This window comes from Marihabitans asiaticum, from assembly GCF_007828725.1.
GTDB classification, from domain to species: Bacteria; Actinomycetota; Actinomycetes; order Actinomycetales; family Dermatophilaceae; genus Marihabitans; species Marihabitans asiaticum.
Genome location: NZ_VIUW01000001.1, coordinates 435,951 through 453,246, shown reverse-complemented (window position 1 = coordinate 453,246; position 17,296 = coordinate 435,951). Strand labels below are relative to the sequence as shown.

Genomic DNA, 17,296 nt, shown 5'->3' with positions numbered 1-17,296 from the left:
CGACCGCGACCATGAGCGAACCGATGTCGTGCCGCTCGTTGCTCGGGCAGCCGACGACGGCGACCCGGCGCCCCACCGAGGGCAGGTCGACGGCCATCGACCCCACATGCCGGCGGACGGTGTGGCTGGCGAAGTGCTCGTGCGCGACCGAGACCGTGCCGTCGGCCCACTGCTCGCCCAGCAGGTGCAGGTAGGGCAGCAGCACCGCGCTGATGGCGCCCTCGACGCCGAGCTCGACGGTCGCCCGGCGCACCGCTGCCGTGGCGCCGACCTGGTCGAGGGCGCGGACGGCCTGGTCGAGGTCGTCGATCAGCGGCTGCGCCTCGCCGGCGCTGCCCTCCTCGCTGGCGCCGTCAGCCTCGTGCGCGCCGGCAGCCGCACGGGCGCGCAGCTGCTCGACCGCGGTGCCAATCGGCGTGCCCCGTGATCGGAGGGCAATGAGGTCCCGGGCGATGCGCTCGTCCTCGGCGGAGTACAGGCGGTACCCGCCCGTGCTGCGCTCCGGCTCGAAGAGGTCGTAGCGTCGCTCCCAGGCGCGCAAGACGTCGGTCGAGATGCCCAGGCGCTGGGCCATCTCGCCGATCCTCATCCGCGTCTCCACCGTCCGATTCTAAGCGGCCTGACGCGGCGGGCGAGCCTCCCGCGCCCGCCGGAGCCGACGGTCGGTGGGCGCAGGGGCGTGCCATGCTGACCGGGTGAGCGACCACCGAGAGCGCCTTGTGGAGGCCACGGCCCACCTCGACGCCCCGCTCGCGCTGCTCGACAAGGACGCGCTCGAGCGCAACGCCGACGACCTCGTGCGCCGCGCCGCCGGCCTGCCGGTCCGGGTGGCCACCAAGTCGGTCCGGGTCCGTTCGGTGATCGAGCGGACGCTGACCCGAAGCGGGTTCGGCGGGGTCATGACCTACTCGCTGGCCGAGAGCGTGTGGCTGGCCGATCACGGCGTGCAGGACATCCTGCTCGCCTACCCCGCGGTGCAGGCGAGCGCGATCCGGGACCTCGTCGCACAGGAGCACCGACGGGCTGCGATCACGGTCATGGTCGACTCGGTCGAGTCGCTCGAGGTCATCATCGCTGCCGCGGGCGCAGGTCACCCTCCGATCTCGGTGTGCCTCGACATCGACTGCTCGCTGCGGCCGGGTGTTCTCGGTGTGCGCCCGGTCCATCTCGGTGTGCGGCGCTCTCCGGTGCGTACCCCGAGGGCTGCCCGCGCGGTCGCCCGAGCGGTCGAGGATCGCCCTGGGTTCGAGCTGTCCGGGCTGATGTTCTACGACGCGCAGGTCGCGGGCCTGCCCGACACCTCGCCGGCGGTCCGCTGGGTCAAGCGCGCCTCGGACGCAGACCTGCTCGAGCGCCGCCACGAGATCGTGGCGGCGGTCGGCGAGCACGCCCAGCTGCGGTTCGTCAACGCCGGCGGGACCGGCAGCCTCGAGGCCTGCGCCGCCGACCCGGTGGTCACCGAGCTGACGGCCGGCTCGGGTCTCTTCATGCCGACGCTCTTCGACCGCTACGACGCCTTCGAGGCGCGGCCAGCGGCGTATTTCGCCCTCGACGTGGTGCGCCGGCCGGCGCGCTCGGTCGCCACGTGCTTCGCCGGTGGGTACATCGCCTCCGGGTCCGCGTCGGCGAGCCGCCAGCCCAGCCCGGTGTGGCCCGAGGGGCTCGAGCTGACCGGGACCGAGGGCGCCGGAGAGGTGCAGACACCAGTCACAGGACGCGCGGCCCGAGACCTGCGGGTCGGTGACCGCGTGCTGTTCCGTCACGCCAAGGCCGGCGAGATGTGCGAGCGCTTCGACGAGCTGAGCATCGTCGGCTCGGACGGGCACGTCGAGACGGTCCCCACCTACCGCGGCGAAGGGCGGAACTTCGGATGAGTCAGGTCTGGGAGAACTGGGCGGGCAACGTCAGCGCGCATCCGACACGGGTGCTCCACCCGTCTTCGACCGAGGAGGTCAGGGATGTCGTGCGCGCCGCCCGCTCCGAGGGTCTCACCGTCAAGGCCTACGGGGCCGGCCACTCGTTCACCCCGATCGTCGCGACCGAGGGTGTGCTGCTGCGGCTCGACCGGATGAACAGGCTGCTCGGACACCCTGCGGCGGCGACCCCTTCGCCGATCGAGGGCGAGCGCCTGGTGCGCGTCGAGGCCGGGATGTCTCTGCACGAGCTGAACCGCCAGCTGCTCGCGCTCGGCCTGGCCCTGCCCAACCTCGGTGACGTCGACCCGCAGTCCGTCGCCGGCGCGATCTCCACCGGCACGCACGGGACCGGGAGCCGCCTGCGGGGCATCGCCGACGCCGTGGCCGCGCTGCAGCTCGTGACCGCTGACGGCGAGGTGGTCGAGATCGACGCCGAGCACCCGTGGTTCGACGCGGCTCGGGTCTCGCTCGGGGCGCTGGGCATCATCACCGAGGTGACGCTGCGCTGCGTGCCCGCCTTCCTGCTCCACGCCCGGGAGGAGCCGATGGCGCTGCCGGAGGTCCTCGACCGGCTGCCGGAGCTGGTCGGGGACAACGACCACTTCGAGTTCTTCTGGTTCCCGCACACTCAGAATGCGCTGGTCAAGCGCAATAACCGCGTCCCCGCCGGCACCGAGCGCGCCCCGCTCGGCCGCGCGCGCCGTCTCGTCGACGACGAGCTCCTGAGCAACGGCCTCTTCGAGGTCGTCAACCGGGTCGGGCGACGCGCCCCCCGTTTCACCCCGTCGATCAACGCGGTCAGCGCTGCGGCGTTGTCGGCACGCGAGTACGTCGACCACTCCCACGAGGTCTTCATCTCCCCCAGGCGGGTGCGCTTTCGCGAGTCGGAGTTCGCGATGCCGCGGGAGGCGCTCACGGAGGTCGTCGCGGCGCTGCAACGCTGGTTCGACGCCGGCCACGAGCGCGTCACGTTCCCGGTCGAGGTGCGCTTCACCGCCGCTGACGACATCTGGCTCTCCACCGGCCACGCCCGGGAGAGCTGCTACGTCGCGGTGCACCAGTACCACCGCACCGACCCGACCCGCTACTTCGCCGCGGCCCAGGACATCTTCACCGCCCACGAGGGGCGCCCGCACTGGGGCAAGATGCACACCCTGGCCGCCGAGCAGCTGCGCGAGCGCTACGACCACTTCGAGGACTTCCTCGCGGTGCGTGACGCCGCCGACCCCGAGCGCGTGTTCACCAACGCCTACCTCGCGCGCGTCCTAGGCGACTGAGTCCGCAGCGCGCAGTGAGACCATCTCCCTCATGGATCTCCAGGAGATGCTCGACCAGGCCCGGACCGGCACCGCGCACGTCGCCCCGGGGTGGGGCCAGGGCCGGGCCACCTACGGCGGGCTCGTCGCCGGGCTCATGCTCTCCGCCCTCAAGGCGCAGCTGCCCTCCGACGGGACCGACGCGGGGGCAGACGAAGGGGGGCTGCTCCCCCTTCGCTCGATGACGGTCTCCTTCGTCGGGCCGCTCGAGCCGGGCGAGGCCGAGCTGCAGCCGCGCATCCTGCGCGCGGGCCGCTCGGCGGTGCAGGGCGAGGTGCTCGTCGTCCAGGACGGTGACGTCGAGGCGGCGATGCTGGCGAGCTTCGGGCGGCCCCGCGCGTCACAGGTCGTCGTCGACCCGGACGCGCAGCGGAGCGACCTGACCCCGCCGGAAGAGGTCAGCGTGATCCCGTTCATCGAGGGGACCACCCCCGACTTCCTCGCCCATGTCGACCTGCGCACCGCCGACGGCGGATGGGCATACAGCAGCGCCGGCACCAGCCACCTCAAGGGGTACATGCGCTTCCGCGAGGCGCCGCCGGTCTTCGGCGAGGAGCACTTCGTCTCGCTCCTCGACGCGTGGCCGCCCGCGGTGATCCAGATGCTCGACCAGCCGCGTCCGGCGAGCTCGATGACGTGGACCCTCGAGCTGCTCGACGACGTCACCGCCGCGCCGGACACCTTCTGGCAGTACGAGGTCCGCACCGACCAAGCCCGCGACGGCTACGCGCACACCGTGGCGCACGTCTGGCACCCAGACGGCCGGCTCGTCGCGATCAGCCGGCAGACGATCGCAGTGTTCGGCTGACCTCGGGCGAAGGGGGATGAGCCAGGGCGTCGGCCCGGCTCAGGCCGCCTCGGCCGCCTGCTTGACCCGCTCGAGGGTGCGGGCCATGCCCTGCTCCATCTCGGCCTCGAAGGGGGCGACCCCGCCGAGGACCTTGCGCTGCAGCGTGAGCGAGACGTCGGTGAGTCCCGCGCTCGCGTCCCGTCGGTGGGTCAGGCGGGTGCCCGTCGCGGTCGGCTCGAGGTCGAAGGTCCAGATCGCGGCGTTGTCCTTGACCCGGTAGGCGTAGCGGCGTGGGGGGTCGAAGTCGATGACCTTGGCCCGGGTGGGCCACACCAGAGCGCCCCGGCGGTTGATGTTGAGGGTGCGGGTGCCCTTGCCCACCGGGTCGGTGCCTCGCACGATCGTGCGCAGCACCTGGTCGGAGAAGCCGCCCATGGCACGCGGGTCGGAGACGATCGCCCACACCTGCTCGGGCGGTGCGGCGATGTCGATGCTGGCCTCGATGACTGGGGCGTGGCTGTCGGTCATGTACCCGACAGTAGCGTCCGCGGCGCCGTGGCATTCGAAGAAGGATCGTCACCTCGAGGTGACGATCCTTCTTCGAATCAGTGCCCTGACGACCTCAGTGCTCTCAGCGACCGGCGCTGACGTCGGCCGCTGTGCGCCGACGGCCACCACCGGAGCCGGCCTGGCCCGAGCGCGGCTGACCCGAGCGGCCCTGCCCGCCGGCGCGACCGCCACCGGAGCCCCCGGAGCGACCCCCGCCGGACCCGCCACGCTGGCCGCCGGAGCGCTGGCCCCCACCAGAGCGGCCACCGCTGGAGCGGTTGCCCCCGCCCGAGCGACCGCCCTGGCCGCCGGGACGACCACCCGAGCGTCCCCCCTTCGCCCCGCCCCTGCCGGAGGACTGCTGCTGCGGGACCTCCGGGACGAAGGCGCCGGGGAACTCCCGCTCGCCGGGTGCCAGCTCACTCAGCAGCACATGCCCGGGGGCGACCTGAGTGGTCGTGGGCTTGATCCCGGCCTTGCGCATGAGGGAGTGCACGTCGGATCGCTGGTCGGGCGTCATCAGGGTGATAACGGTGCCCTCGGACCCGGCGCGCGCGGTGCGGCCCGAGCGGTGCAGGTACGCCTTGTGCTCGACCGGCGGGTCGGCGTGGATGACGAGCGCGACGTCGTCGACGTGGATGCCGCGCGCGGCGATGTCGGTGGCCACGAGGGTGCTCGCCTTGCCGGAGTGGAAGGCGTCCATCGTGCGGGTGCGCGCGTTCTGACTGAGGTTGCCGTGCAGCTCGACGGCGGGCACGCCGCGCTGACCGAGCTGCTTGGCGAACTTCTTGGCTCGGTGCTTGGTGCGGGCGAAGACGACGGTGCGTCCCGGCGCCGCGACGAGGTCGGCGAGCACGTCGAGGTGGTGGCCGGGGTCGACCCGCAGCACGTGGTGCTCCATCGTCTCGACCGGCGACTGGGCCGAGTCGGCCTCGTGGGTGACCGGCCGGTCGAGGTAGCGCTTGACGAGCACGTCGACGCCGGCGTCGAGGGTGGCGGAGAAGAGCATCCGCTGCCCGCCGCGCGGGGTCTTGTCCAGCAGCCGCTTCACGCCGGGGAGGAATCCGAGGTCGGCCATGTGGTCGGCCTCGTCGAGGATCGTCACCTCGATCGCGTCGAGGCTGACGTGGCCCTGGCCGATGAGGTCCTCCAGGCGCCCGGGGCAGGCGATGACGACATCGACGCCGCGGCGGATCGCCTCGACCTGCGGCCCCTGGCCGACGCCGCCGAAGACGACGCGGCTGGTGAGCGGGGTGCCCTCGGTGAGGGTGGCGAAGGACTCCTCGATCTGAGCGACGAGCTCGCGGGTCGGGGCGAGGATGAGCGCGCGGGGCCGCTTGCTCTGCGGGCGGCGGGGCTCCTGCGTGAGCCGGGTGACGAGCGGCAGGAGGAAGGCGAAGGTCTTGCCCGACCCGGTGCGCCCGCGGCCGAGGACGTCGCGCCCGGCGAGGCTGTCCGGCAGCGTCGCCGCCTGGATCGGGGTGGGGGTGGTGATGCCGCGCCGGCCAAGCGCGGTGACGAAGGGGGTGGGCACGCCGAGGTCGGCGAAGGTCTGGGTCATGCGGTGGTGCTCCACATCTGTGGTCCTGGTCGTTCTGCCCGGCGCGACGGGGTGTCGCGGCGCATCGGCGAACAGACGTCAGCGCTGCATCGGCAGGCGAGGAGGTCTCTCCGGGGCGGCTCGTCCGTGAGCTGCCCGGCACCGGCACGAAGAGGCCGGTGCGGCGGCCCGCAGCAGAACTGGGCGGGCCATTGCCATCAATCCTATTGCGAGAGAGGCGAAGGGGGCGAATCGAGCGATCCCGGTCAGCTCGGCTCGGTCCTCGTCGGCACTCCTGGCGGCCGTGATGCACTCACGAAGACCTGACCGTCGGCGGGCAGGCCAGGCGTGATCTGCCGCGACACCGGCTTGTGCGACCAGGATTCGTCGGTCTCCTTGCCCCGCTGCCGGATGTTCTCCCAGCGGAAGGGCAGACCTGCTGCCGCGGTGAAGCGGGAGTGGTCCATGAGCTGGACGTGCAGGTGCGGCTCGCTGGTGTTGCCCGAGTTGCCCACCAGTGCGATCTGCTCTCCTGCCGTCACCTGGTCATCGGCAGAGACCGTGACCGAGCCCTGCTGGAGGTGTGCGTAGGCCGAGTAGACCCCGTCACCGTGGTCGATGACGACGTGGTTGCCCACGACGAACCCCGCGCCCAGGACCTCACGCGCGGCGGCCTCGATCGTCAGCATGTAGATCAGACCTGGCCAGGTGCTGCGCGTCCGGTGATCCCGTAGCCCGTCGGATGCGCGCACGACGGTGCCTGCAGCCATCGCATGAACCGGCTCGCCGAAACAGCTGTACGCCTCGGGCGGGCGCTGGCTCAGGCCCCATCCGGGCGCCGGAGGACGTGGCATGGAGCGGGGGTGCAGGATGTCGATCGCGAAGGCCTGGCCGTAGGCGCGGATGCCGTGACTGGGGACCTTGGACCCGGGTGAGTTGATCGGCACCCAGCGGCCGAGCACCGGGGGCTGGGTGTGCACGGGGCTACGGTGGTCCTGCCGCGGCGCCCGCACGAAGAACATCGCGACGAAGACGACCGCCAGCAAGGACCCGGCAGGTCCCAGCGAACCGCCGAGCTCCCCGGCCACGACCGTGAGGAAAGCCAACCGCAGCCACCAGGTCTGGTAGCGGGCGACCGCCCGACGTGCAGAGTCCACAGGTCTTCCCTTCGTCCTCGCCTGAGGATAGGCGGAGGCGAGGAGCAGACAGCGACGGTCAGGCGGCGCCCCTGGGGAGGGGACGAGAGCGCTCGGCGCGCAGCGCGGGCAGGTACGCGGGCAGGGCTGCGAGGCCGACGACCGCCGCGACGACCATCGCCGTGGCCGTGCTGGTCCGCTCGGCGAGGATGCCCAGCGCCGGCGACGCGAGCGCGAAGGCGAAGAAGGTCACCATCGACTCGAGCGACAAGACGGTCGCGCGGTTGTCTGCGCTGGCCTCGCGGTGCATAAGCGCCCGGTTCATCGCGCCGCTCCCGAAGAGTCCGTAGGTGAGCAGGTACGCCCCGACGAGCGCCACCGGCCCCAGCATCAGCCCCATCGCCAGGGCACCTAGGCAGTGCAGGGCGCGCCCGAGCATCGCGGTGCGGGCGACACCCAGCCGCCGGGCGAGCCGCCCGTAGCCCGCGGCCCCGAGCGCGAAGGCCCCCCACCCGAGCGCCGCGACCGGTCCCATCCACGCCCCGGAGCGACCCAGGTCGTCGCCGAGGAGCTCGGTGAGACGGATCGGCATGAGGCTCTCCTGCACGACCATGACGACCGAGGTGAGCGCCCCGGCGAGGATCACCCCGCGCAGGGCGGCGCTGGCGCGCAGCAGCCGCAGCCCGCTGCGGATGACCGAAGGGGTGGCCCGGGCCGAGCGCAGCGCGCGGGCCCACGCGCTCTCGCCGGGGTCATCGTCGACGACGAGGTCGTCGGTGGCCGCGTCGGCGTGCAGGTGCGGCACCTCGCGCATGAGCAGGGCGACGGCGAGGAGGTGGCCGAGTGCGGTGACGGCGAAGAGGATCATCGGCAACTCGAGCGGGGAGCGTGCGGCGAAGGGGTGCCACCACACGAGCAGACCGGCGAGGAGCGAGGTGCTGGCCATGCTGGCACCGACGAGCGAGGCCGCGCGCGCCAGCGGCTGGTCTACGTCGGCACCGGGCTCGTGCACGTGCACGGCGTCGACGAACCACGCCTCGAGCGGGCCGGACTCCAGGGCTCGGAAGGCGCCCATGAGCACGCCGGCGAGCAGATAGCTCACCGGCCCCTCGGCGACGAGGTACGCCACTGCTGAGGCGACCTGGACCGCCGCCGCGGCGAGGTAGACCGGGCGGCGCCCGAAGGCGTCGGTGAAGCCGCTCGTCGGCAGCTCGAGCAGCGCGACGACGACCCCGATCACCGCCATCTGGGTGAGCGCCTCGGCGGTGCTCAGCCCGATGTCGAGGGCCCACAGCACGAAGAGGCCGACGACGAAGCCGGTCGGCACCCACCGGGTGATCGTCAGCAGGTAGAAGGTCCGCCGCGCGGCAGCCACCGACGGCACGCCCTCGGTGCGCAGGTCGGCTCGCTCAGTCATCACCCTGCCCCGGCATGGCGAAGGACTGCACCTGCACCTGGTACAGGCGCGCGCCCGGCGACGCCTCGTCGGTCGCGGCCGGGTACTCCTCGACGACCTGCCAGATCAGCTGCTCGAGGCGGCGGCGGATCTGCTCGGCCTGCTCCGCCGTCACCCGCACGACGGCATCGCTTGCGCTGGTCAGCGCCGCCCACGACTCGGGCAGGGTCGACTGCTCCTCGGCAGCCTGCTGCGCCGTGCGGGCATACATCGACACCACGGCCTGGTGGAAGGCGCCGGCCGCGTCCCTCCCTTCGCCCGCCTCCGGCCACCCGACGCTGGTGAACTGGGCCGCTGCCCGCCACCATCGCTCCCGCCTGGTCCCGAGCTCGGCGGCGTCCTCGACGAAGCCGTGCCGCTCCAGCTGGCGCAGGTGATAGCTGGTCGCCCCCGAGCTCTCCCCGACGACGGCCGCGAGCCGGGTGGCCGTGGACGGTCCGTGCAGCCGCAGCTCACCGAGCAGCCGGAGGCGAAGGGGGTGAGCGATCGCCTTGAGCGCGGTGACGTCCGGGGTGATGGCGTCGGGTCGGGTCACGGAGAGAGAATAGACCGCAAAGATTCCTTTGCACACTTTCCTTTGGTGTTGGGCCAGGTTGGACATGGCGTTGACACCGCCCGCTCTCCCGGTGAGAGTTCGACCGACCCCGAGACAAGGAGAAGACCATGCGAGTCCTCGTCACCGGCGCCACCGGCTACGTCGGCAGCCGCCTCGTCCCGCTGCTGCTCGACGCCGGCTACGCGGTGCGCACGACCACCACGCCGGGCGAGGAGCAGCCGTGGTGGTCCGAGCGCGTCGAGACCGTCGAGATGGACATCCTCGACGAGCAAGAGGTCTCAGCCGCCCTGCAGGGCATGGACGCGGTCTACTACCTCGTGCACGGCATGGGGGGCGACGACTTCGTCGAGAAGGACCGCGAGGCCGCGCAGCACGTCGCCGCAGCCGTCGACCAGCACGGGGTGCAGCGCGTGGTCTACCTCTCCGGCATCGTCCCGGATGCCCCGGCCGACGAGCTCTCGGACCACGTCACCTCCCGGCACGAGGTGGAGCAGATCCTCTCGGGCACCTCGGCGACGACGATCACGCTGCGCGCCGCGGTGCTCATGGGCAGCGGCTCGACCTCCTTCGAGATCATCCGCCAGGTCAGCGAGCGGCTGCCGGTGCAGACCGTGCCGGACTGGATGAACTCCGACGTGCAGCCGGTCGCGGTCGTCGACGCCCTCACCGCCCTGGCCGGTGCCCTCACCGTCGACTCCGCGACCCGGCACTACGACATCGGCGGGCCCGAGCGGATGCCGTACGGCGATCTGCTCGAGACCTACGCCGAGGTCGCCGACCTGAAGCGGCCCCAGGTCGAGGTGCCCCTGATGCCCACCGACCTCGTCGGCTCGCTCACCGGTGTGCTCACCGACGTGCCCGCCCCCACCGTCGAGGCCCTGGTCGAGAGCCTGCACCACGACATGGTGGCCGCCGAGGACGACTTCCACCGCGACCTGCTGCCGGAGGGGCACGAGCTGGTCGGCATGGAGGAGGCGATCCGCCGGGCGCTGCCCGACCCGCGCGAGAACGACCCGTCCCACCCGGAGAACGCCGACCCGATGGGGCCGATGCCGCAGGACCCGGCCTGGGCGTCCGGAGGCAGCGGCGAAGGGGTGGGCGAGCGGGCCGCGCAGGCGGTCCGCTCGATCGCGGACCGGCTGGTCGGCGGCTCCTGAGGAGTCCGCGCCCCGGACCGGCCCGACCAGGTCAGTGGTTGCGCAGCGCCTCGATCAGCTCATCCTTGCTCATCGAGGAGCGCCCCTCAATGTCGAGCTCCTGGGCGCGCTGCATGAGCTCGTCCTTGGTGCGCTCGTCGTAGTCCTCGCCCTTGCCGCCGCGCCGGCCCACCTCCTCGCGTGAGCTGTTCGCCGCCGCGTTGGAGATCGCGGCCGCCTTGGCCTTGCTCTCGCCGTCGTCGCGCAGCGCCTCGTACATCTCCGGGTCCTTGATCGAGGGGCCCGGCCCGCGCTTCTTCTGGGGCATGTCGACTCCTGCCATCCGTGGTCCGCCGGCAGGCGGCTCCTTCGTCGAAGGTAGCCCGTCTGCCCAGGCCAGCGGCCCCTAAGCGGCCACCTCACCCCCTTCGCCCGGTAGACACTGAGCATGACCTCCCAGCGCGCAGACCTGTCGACGATCCCCGGCCAGACCCAGCAGTGGCCCGGCACCACCGCCGACCTCGACCCGCAACCCGACCACGGCGAGCAGAGCTGGACCGGCCGGGACCGGCTCACCGGCAAGCGGGCTCTGATCACCGGCGGCGACTCCGGCATCGGACGGGCGGTGGCTCTCACGTTTGCCAAGGAGGGCGCCGACGTCGCGATCTCCTACCTGCCCGAGGAGCAGGCCGACGCCGAGGAGACCCAGCGCCAGGTCCAGCAGACCGGGCGCGCCTGCCACCTCCTGCCCGCCGACCTGCGCACCGAGGAGGCCAACGACGACCTCGCCCGCACGGCCGTCGCCGAGCTCGGCGGGGTCGACGTGCTCGTCTGCAACGCCGCCTACCAGATGACCCACGACGACCTCGAGGACTTCCCCGGCGGGCAGATCCAGCGAACGTACGAGACCAACGTCTTCGGGCCGTTCTGGCTGAGCCAGGCGCTGCGCGAGGAGCTCGCCGGCGGTGTCGTCATCGTCACCACCTCGATCCAGGCGATGGAGCCCAGCTCGCACCTGCTCGACTACGCCTCGACCAAGGCCGCGCTGAACAACCTCGTCGTCAACCTCGCCGCCGAGCTCGGGCCGCAAGGCACCCGGGTCAACGCGGTCGCGCCGGGCCCGATCTGGACCCCCCTCATCCCCTCGACCATGGCTGCGGACAAGGTCGAGGGCTTCGGCAGCGACACGCCGCTCGGCCGGGCCGGGCACCCGGTCGAGGTGGCCAGCGCCTACGTCTATCTCGCCTCGGACGAGGCGTCCTACGTCTCGGGCACCGTGCTCGGCGTGACCGGTGGCAAGCCGATCTTCTGAGCCGCCGACCGCCGCCGCCCTCGAGATCCTCAGACAACGCCGAGGTGTCCTCTCGTAAGGTGACGACCCATGAGCGCCGATCCGTTGGTGGCCTACCGCGCCCTCGTCCACGAGCGGCCCGAGGGGATCGACGAGACCGTCACCCTCGACGGCACCCGTGAGCACGCCACCGCCCTGACCGCCGCCATCGAGCGACTCGGCCTGGACGCGCTGCAGCAGCGGGTGCGCGAGACCCGCCGCTTCGTCGCCGACGACGGCATCACCTACGGCGCCGGACGCCCCGCCGACGACGGTGACCGGGTTCGCACCGACCGGCCGCCGCAGTCCGCCGGCCCCTGGCAGGTCGACCCGCTGCCGCTGGTCATCGACAACGACGAGTGGACCGGGCTCGAGCGCGGTATCAAGCAGCGGGCCCACCTGCTCGACGCGGTCCTGACCGACCTCAACGACGAGCAACGCCTCGTGCGCGACGGCACCATCCCGGGGCAGGCGATCTTCGGCCACGCCGGCTGGCTCCCCCAGGCCGAGGGGATCACCCTGCCGGGCAAGCACCAGCTCGTCCTGCCCGCGACCGACTTGGCCCGCGACAGCGAAGGCACCTGGCGGGTCTACGCGGACCGGGCACAGGCACCCAGCGGCGCCGGCTACGCGATGGCCAACCGCCGGATCATCGCCCGCGTCATGCCGGACCTGCACCGGGCCAGCGACCTCTCCCGGCTGCGCGGCTTCTTCTACGGCGTGCAGCGCGCCGTCCGGCAGGTCGCACCAGACCCCCACGACCTCCCGCGGGTGGTCATCCTCTCCCCCGGCACCCTCAGCGAGACCGCCTTCGACCAGGCCTTCCAGGCCATGCTCCTCGGCTTCCCCCTCGTGGAGTCCGACGACCTCGTCTCCAGCGACGGCCGGATCTGGATGCGGACCACGAGCGGCCAGGTCCCGGTCGACGTCATCATCCGGCGGGTCGACGCGGACTGGTGCGACCAGCTGGAGTTCCGCTCCGAGTCCCGGCTCGGCCTGCCCGGCATGGTCGAGGCGGCGCGCACCGGCAAGCTGTCGATCGTCAACCCGCTCAGCGCGGGACTGCTGGAGAACCCCGCCCTCGTGCCCTACCTGCCGCAGATCTGCCGCCGTGTGCTCGGCGAGGACATGCTCCTGGAGTCGCCGAACACCTGGTGGGCCGGCGAGCCGACCCACCTGAGCCACATCCTCACCCACCTGGCCGGGCTGGTGATCCGCCCGATCGACCGGGTGACCGCCGACAACACGATCCGGGGCTGGGACCTCGGCCCGGAGAACCGCGAGCGGCTCGCCGCCAAGATCGCCGACGAGCCGTGGCGCTGGACCGCCCAGGACCCGCTGACGATGTCGACCGCCCCCGTCGTCACCGACGACGGACTGGACCCGCGCAACCTCGTGCTGCGCACCTTCGCGGTCGCCGACGACGAGGACTACCTCGTGATGCCCGGAGGCCTCGGCCGCCTCTCGGTCGAGCGCGACTCGGCCAACGTCTCCAGCGGCGTGGGCGCCCCGAGCAAGGACGTCTGGGTGCTCGCGGGTGACCTGCCGTCGGTGACCCGCGAGCCGGACTCGCTGCCCGAGCTCGTCCCCAGCCCTCCGGTCGACCACGCGGTGAGCCTCGTCGCCCCCGCGCCGCGCGTCGCCTCCGACCTGTACTGGCTCGGTCGCTACGCCGAGCGGGCCGAGTCGGCCGCCCGCGTCCTGCGGGTCGCGGACGACCTCGTCGACGACCACGCCGGCCGGCCCGGCAGCACCGGGCACGCCGCGATGGTGGCGCTGCTGCGCGCCGTCACCTCGATCACCGCCACCGGCCCCGGCTTCGTCGGCGAAGGGAGTGAGGACCGCGTCGCGGCCCCGTTGCCCCACCTGCGCGACCTCGTCCTCGACCCCTCCACCGTCGGCTCGGTCGCCTACAGCTCGCGCCGCGCGGTCATCGCGGCACAGTCGCTGCGGGAGCAGCTCTCCGGCGACACCTGGCTCGTCGTGAGCCGACTCGAGGACGTGCTCGCCCATGCCCAGCCCGAGGACGACCTGCAAGAGCTGCTCATGGAGGTCATCGAGGCCTACCTGGCGCTGTCCGGGATCGCCGTCGAGTCCACCGTGCGCGACCCCGCGTGGGCCTTCACCGAGGCAGGGCGACGGATGGAGCGGGCACAGCAGACGGTTCGCCTGCTGCGGCACACCCTCGCCGTCGAGCGCAGTCCCCTCGTCGAGGGGGCGATCACCGAGGCCGCGCTCATGGCCGCGGAGTCCGTCATCACCTACCGGCGTCGTCTGGCCGCCGGGCTCGGCCCGCTGTCGGCCGTCGAGTCCGCGGTCTCCCTGCTCCTCGGCGACGCGATCAACCCGCGGTCGGTGGTCTTCCAGCTCACCCGGATGGCCGAGGCGCTAGACGTCATCGGCGAGGACGACGTCGCCTCCGAGGCGCACGCCATCGCCGAGGACGTGGCCGGGCTCGAGATGCGCGAGCTCATGGCCGAGGACCGGGCCGGGCTCTACAACACCCTCGACCAGCTGACCACTCGACTCAGCCAGGCCCACCTCGACATCGAGGAGCGCTACTTCGTGCGCAAGGGCACCCAGCGCAGCGTGGAGACCACGCAGTGGACGGACGGAGCCCCCTGGTGAGCGACGAGGAGACCGAGGACCTCACCCCGACGGTCGACCCGGAGAACCACACCCGCCGACCGTACGAGGTGGTCCACAGGACCGAGTACCTCTACGAGGAGGACGTCACGACCTCCTTCGGCCGGGCGATGCTCGCGCCGCGAGAGACCCCCCAGCAGCACATCGTCGATCACGAGGTGCAGATCGACCCCGAGCCGGCGGTCCTCTCCGAGCACGTCGACCACTTCGGCAACCGGAGCTACTACTACGAGGTGAGTACCAACCACACCACGCTCACCGTCACCAAGCGATCGCACCTGGAGATCGAGTGGCCGGCGCCGGACATGGACCACCTCGACCAGTGGACGGTCGCCGAGGCGGCCGCGCTGATCCGCGCCGGCGGCGCACCGGATGCGAAGGGGGCCGGCCCGGGCGATGACGCTGAGCAGGGGCCGACCATCGACCTCGTCGAGGCCACCCAGTACCGCCTCCCGTCGACCCTGGTCGACGTCACCGGAGAGGTCGAGGAGTACGCCGCGACGATCCTCCCCCCGGACCGGCCCTTCGGCTCGGCCCTCGTCGCGCTGTACTCGCGGATCTACCGCGACTTCGCCTACGCGAAGGGAACGACGAGCGTCAAGACGACCTTGCCCGAGCTCCTGGAGCAGCGCGAAGGGGTGTGCCAGGACTTCGCCCATCTGGCCGTCGGCTGCCTGCGAGCAGTGGGCATCCCGGGTCGGTACGTCTCGGGGTACATCGAGACCACCCCACCGCCGGGCAAGCTCAAGCTCGCCGGCTCCGACGCCAGCCACGCCTGGGTGTCCGCGATGGCTCCCGACGGTCAGTGGGTCGACCTCGACCCGACGAACAACCACTTCGCCGACAGCCGGTACGTCGTCACCGGCTGGGGCCGGGACTTCCGCGACGTCTCACCGCTGAAGGGAGTCATCTACACCGAGGGCAAGGGCAGCAAGCTCAAGGTGGAGGTCGACGTCATCCGCCAGGACCGCCCGGACCCGCGGGTCACCCCTTCGCCTGCAGACCCCGCGCCCCCGGCGATGCCGCCCACCCCGGCCCCCGATCCCCCCGCCCCGTCGTGACCACCGCCTTCGTCCTCGGCGGCGGTGGGATTCTCGGGGCTACCGAGGTCGGCATGCTGCGCGCCCTGCTCGAGCACGGCATCACCCCCGACCTCGTCCTCGGCACGAGCATCGGGTCGGTCAACGGCGCTTTCGTCGCCGCCGACCCGAGCAGCGACGCCGTGGCTGCGCTCGAGGAGCTGTGGGTCGAGGTGGTCCGCTCCGGCGCGCTCAAGGAGTCTCCGGTGCGCCAGGCGGCGCGCTTCGCCCGGTCGGGGACGCACGTGATGTCACCCTCGACGATCCCGGGGCTGGTCGAGAAGCACCTGTCGGTCACCGACTTCGAGGAGCTGTCGGTGCCCTTCCAGTGCGTCGCCGCCGAGATCGAGACCGCTGCCTCGCGCTGGTTCTCCTCCGGTCCGATCGCGCCCGCGGTCGCCGCGTCCTGCGCCGTGCCCGGGCTTTTCGCCCCGGTCGCGATCGACGGGCGGCACTATCTCGACGGCGGGCTGGTGCACTCGATCCCCGTCGGGCGAGCGCTCACCCTCGGCGCGACCCGGATCTACGTGCTGCACGTCGGGCGGATCGAGCAGCCGCTGAGCGTCCCGAGCAACCCGTGGGACCTTGGGCTGGTCACCTTCGAGATCGCGCGGCGGCACCGCTTCGTCGAGGAGATCGCGACCGTCCCCGACGACGTCGAGCTGCACGTCCTGCCCAGCGGGGCCGAGCGCAGCCCGGCGCTGTCGACCTTCTCCATCGGCCGGGGCAGCACCGTGGCCGACCGGGTCCGCACGGCCTACGAAGCGACCGCCGACCTCCTCGCGCTGCAGCCATGAAGGTCGCCCCTCCGCCCTACTGGCTGCAGGTCGTGCTGCGGGTCCTCTGGCCCGGTGTCGCCGTCGTCCTGACCGCCCTCGCGCTGCCGGTCATCGCTCTCGGGCTGCTGCTCTGGCCGGTCGACCGGCGGCTCCGGCTCGTGCGGGTCACCTTCCTCGCGATCTACTTCATCTGGGAGGACGTCGGCGCGGTCGGTCAGTGCCTGTGGCTCAGCGCACGCTCTCCGCGCGGGTGGAGCCCGACCTGGGTCGCCGACCACGAGGCGATCATCCGCGACGCCCTGGACAACTTCTTCCGCACCGCCCGGCACTGGGTGGGCTTCCGCGTCGACGTCGACAGGACGCTCGACCTCGGCGACGAGGACGCCCCCGTCATCGTCCTCTCCCGGCACGGCGGACCGGCGGACTCGCTCGCCCTGGCGTGGCTGCTCACCAGCCACGGCGGCAGGGTGCCGCGGATCGTGCTCGCCGCCGGCCTGCTGTGGGACCCCGGCATCGCGATGGTGCTGCGTCGCCTGCGCGCGTACTTCGTGCCGTCCCGCTCCGGTGCCGGGGACGACCGGACGAAGGGGGTGACCCAGCTCGCCCGTCGGCTCGCCCCTCGGGACGCGCTGCTGATCTTCCCCGAGGGACGCAACTGGACCGTGCACCGGCAGCGGGCCGAGGTGGCCCGGCTGACCGAGGCCGGGGAGACCGAGCGGGCCGAGCGGGCCGGCCGGTGGCCGTGGCTGCTGCCGCACCGCCCGCGTGGCGTGCAGACGCTACTCACCGCGCGCCCGGATGCCGGGGTGACGGTGATCGCCCACACCGGGCTGGAGCTGCTCGACAGCCCGCTCGCGATCTGGCGGGCCATCCCCTTCGACCGCGAGCAGGGCCTACGGGTGCGCAGCTGGCACTACCCGCCCGAGGAGGTCCCCCGCGACCCCGACGCCATCGAGACCTGGCTCGACGAGCGGTGGACCCAGATCAACGACTGGATCGCCAGCCACCACCGCTGATCCTCGAACCCCACGCTCCCCGAGGTGCGGCGAAGGCGCTGCCCGCAGATG

The 17,296-nt window shown here is 72.4% G+C and carries 15 protein-coding genes and 1 pseudogene; 9 read left to right on the top strand and 7 right to left on the bottom strand.

The genetic code is table 11. The annotated features are described in order from the left end of the window. Positions 1–121: 121 nt before the first annotated feature. Positions 122–589: pseudogene (locus tag FB557_RS14855) on the bottom strand (MerR family transcriptional regulator); the annotation flags it as partial. Positions 590–695: 106 nt separating this feature from the next. Between FB557_RS14855 and FB557_RS02150 the strand changes: the two are divergent. From FB557_RS02150 to FB557_RS02140, 3 genes are read left to right on the top strand one after another with little or no spacing between them, the layout of a single operon-like run. Further along, positions 696–1,874: an alanine racemase gene (locus tag FB557_RS02150; protein ID WP_144855208.1), complete on the top strand. Its 1,179-nt coding sequence runs from the start codon at positions 696–698 to the stop codon at positions 1,872–1,874. After that, on the top strand, positions 1,871–3,193 hold the full coding sequence (locus FB557_RS02145; RefSeq protein ID WP_144855206.1) for a D-arabinono-1,4-lactone oxidase: 1,323 nt from the start codon (positions 1,871–1,873) through the stop codon (positions 3,191–3,193). Before FB557_RS02150 ends, FB557_RS02145 begins: the two co-directional genes overlap by 4 nt. 31 nt (positions 3,194–3,224) lie before the next feature. Continuing rightward, the gene (locus tag FB557_RS02140; protein ID WP_144855204.1) at positions 3,225–4,040 is read left to right on the top strand and encodes an acyl-CoA thioesterase; all 816 of its coding nucleotides are present in this window, start codon (positions 3,225–3,227) and stop codon (positions 4,038–4,040) included. A 39-nt stretch (positions 4,041–4,079) separates the two neighbouring features. Here FB557_RS02140 and FB557_RS02135 read toward each other — a convergent pair whose 3' ends face one another. The 5 genes from FB557_RS02135 to FB557_RS02115 form a co-directional block, all read right to left on the bottom strand. Beyond that, positions 4,080–4,550, bottom strand: coding sequence for an SRPBCC family protein (locus tag FB557_RS02135; RefSeq protein ID WP_144855202.1), 471 nt, complete (start codon positions 4,548–4,550; stop codon positions 4,080–4,082). Positions 4,551–4,653: 103 nt separating this feature from the next. Next, positions 4,654–6,132, bottom strand: coding sequence for a DEAD/DEAH box helicase (locus FB557_RS02130; protein WP_144855200.1), 1,479 nt, complete (start codon positions 6,130–6,132; stop codon positions 4,654–4,656). Positions 6,133–6,377: 245 nt separating this feature from the next. After that, on the bottom strand, positions 6,378–7,268 hold the full coding sequence (locus tag FB557_RS02125) for a M23 family metallopeptidase (RefSeq protein WP_144855198.1): 891 nt from the start codon (positions 7,266–7,268) through the stop codon (positions 6,378–6,380). Between the two features lie 58 nt (positions 7,269–7,326). Next, the gene (locus FB557_RS02120) at positions 7,327–8,664 is read right to left on the bottom strand and encodes an MFS transporter (protein WP_144855196.1); all 1,338 of its coding nucleotides are present in this window, start codon (positions 8,662–8,664) and stop codon (positions 7,327–7,329) included. Continuing rightward, entirely contained in the window at positions 8,657–9,238 is a 582-nt protein-coding gene (locus tag FB557_RS02115) for a winged helix-turn-helix domain-containing protein (RefSeq protein ID WP_170236151.1), read from the bottom strand. The genes FB557_RS02120 and FB557_RS02115 overlap by 8 nt, the downstream gene beginning before the upstream one ends. A 128-nt stretch (positions 9,239–9,366) precedes the next feature. Here FB557_RS02115 and FB557_RS02110 point away from each other — a divergent pair, with 128 nt between their 5' ends. Continuing rightward, a complete protein-coding gene (locus FB557_RS02110) occupies positions 9,367–10,416 on the top strand; it encodes an NAD(P)H-binding protein (RefSeq protein WP_144855192.1) in 1,050 nt (349 codons plus the stop codon). Between the two features lie 31 nt (positions 10,417–10,447). On the opposite strand, the gene FB557_RS02105 is transcribed toward FB557_RS02110, so the two are convergent. Continuing rightward, the gene (locus tag FB557_RS02105; RefSeq protein ID WP_144855190.1) at positions 10,448–10,723 is read right to left on the bottom strand and encodes a DUF7218 family protein; all 276 of its coding nucleotides are present in this window, start codon (positions 10,721–10,723) and stop codon (positions 10,448–10,450) included. 120 nt (positions 10,724–10,843) lie between these two features. On the opposite strand from FB557_RS02105, the gene FB557_RS02100 reads away from it, so the two are divergent. The 5 genes from FB557_RS02100 (at position 10,844) to FB557_RS02080 (ending at position 17,245) form a co-directional block, all read left to right on the top strand. Continuing rightward, the gene (locus FB557_RS02100) at positions 10,844–11,707 is read left to right on the top strand and encodes an SDR family oxidoreductase (RefSeq protein ID WP_144855188.1); all 864 of its coding nucleotides are present in this window, start codon (positions 10,844–10,846) and stop codon (positions 11,705–11,707) included. 69 nt (positions 11,708–11,776) lie between these two features. Next, positions 11,777–14,353, top strand: coding sequence for a circularly permuted type 2 ATP-grasp protein (locus tag FB557_RS02095; RefSeq protein ID WP_144855186.1), 2,577 nt, complete (start codon positions 11,777–11,779; stop codon positions 14,351–14,353). Beyond that, on the top strand, positions 14,350–15,432 hold the full coding sequence (locus tag FB557_RS02090) for a transglutaminase family protein (protein ID WP_246074327.1): 1,083 nt from the start codon (positions 14,350–14,352) through the stop codon (positions 15,430–15,432). The genes FB557_RS02095 and FB557_RS02090 overlap by 4 nt, the downstream gene beginning before the upstream one ends. Further along, entirely contained in the window at positions 15,429–16,247 is an 819-nt protein-coding gene (locus tag FB557_RS02085; protein ID WP_170236150.1) for a patatin-like phospholipase family protein, read from the top strand. The genes FB557_RS02090 and FB557_RS02085 overlap by 4 nt, the downstream gene beginning before the upstream one ends. Continuing rightward, on the top strand, positions 16,244–17,245 hold the full coding sequence (locus FB557_RS02080) for a 1-acyl-sn-glycerol-3-phosphate acyltransferase (protein ID WP_144855184.1): 1,002 nt from the start codon (positions 16,244–16,246) through the stop codon (positions 17,243–17,245). The genes FB557_RS02085 and FB557_RS02080 overlap by 4 nt, the downstream gene beginning before the upstream one ends. Positions 17,246–17,296 lie beyond the last annotated feature (51 nt).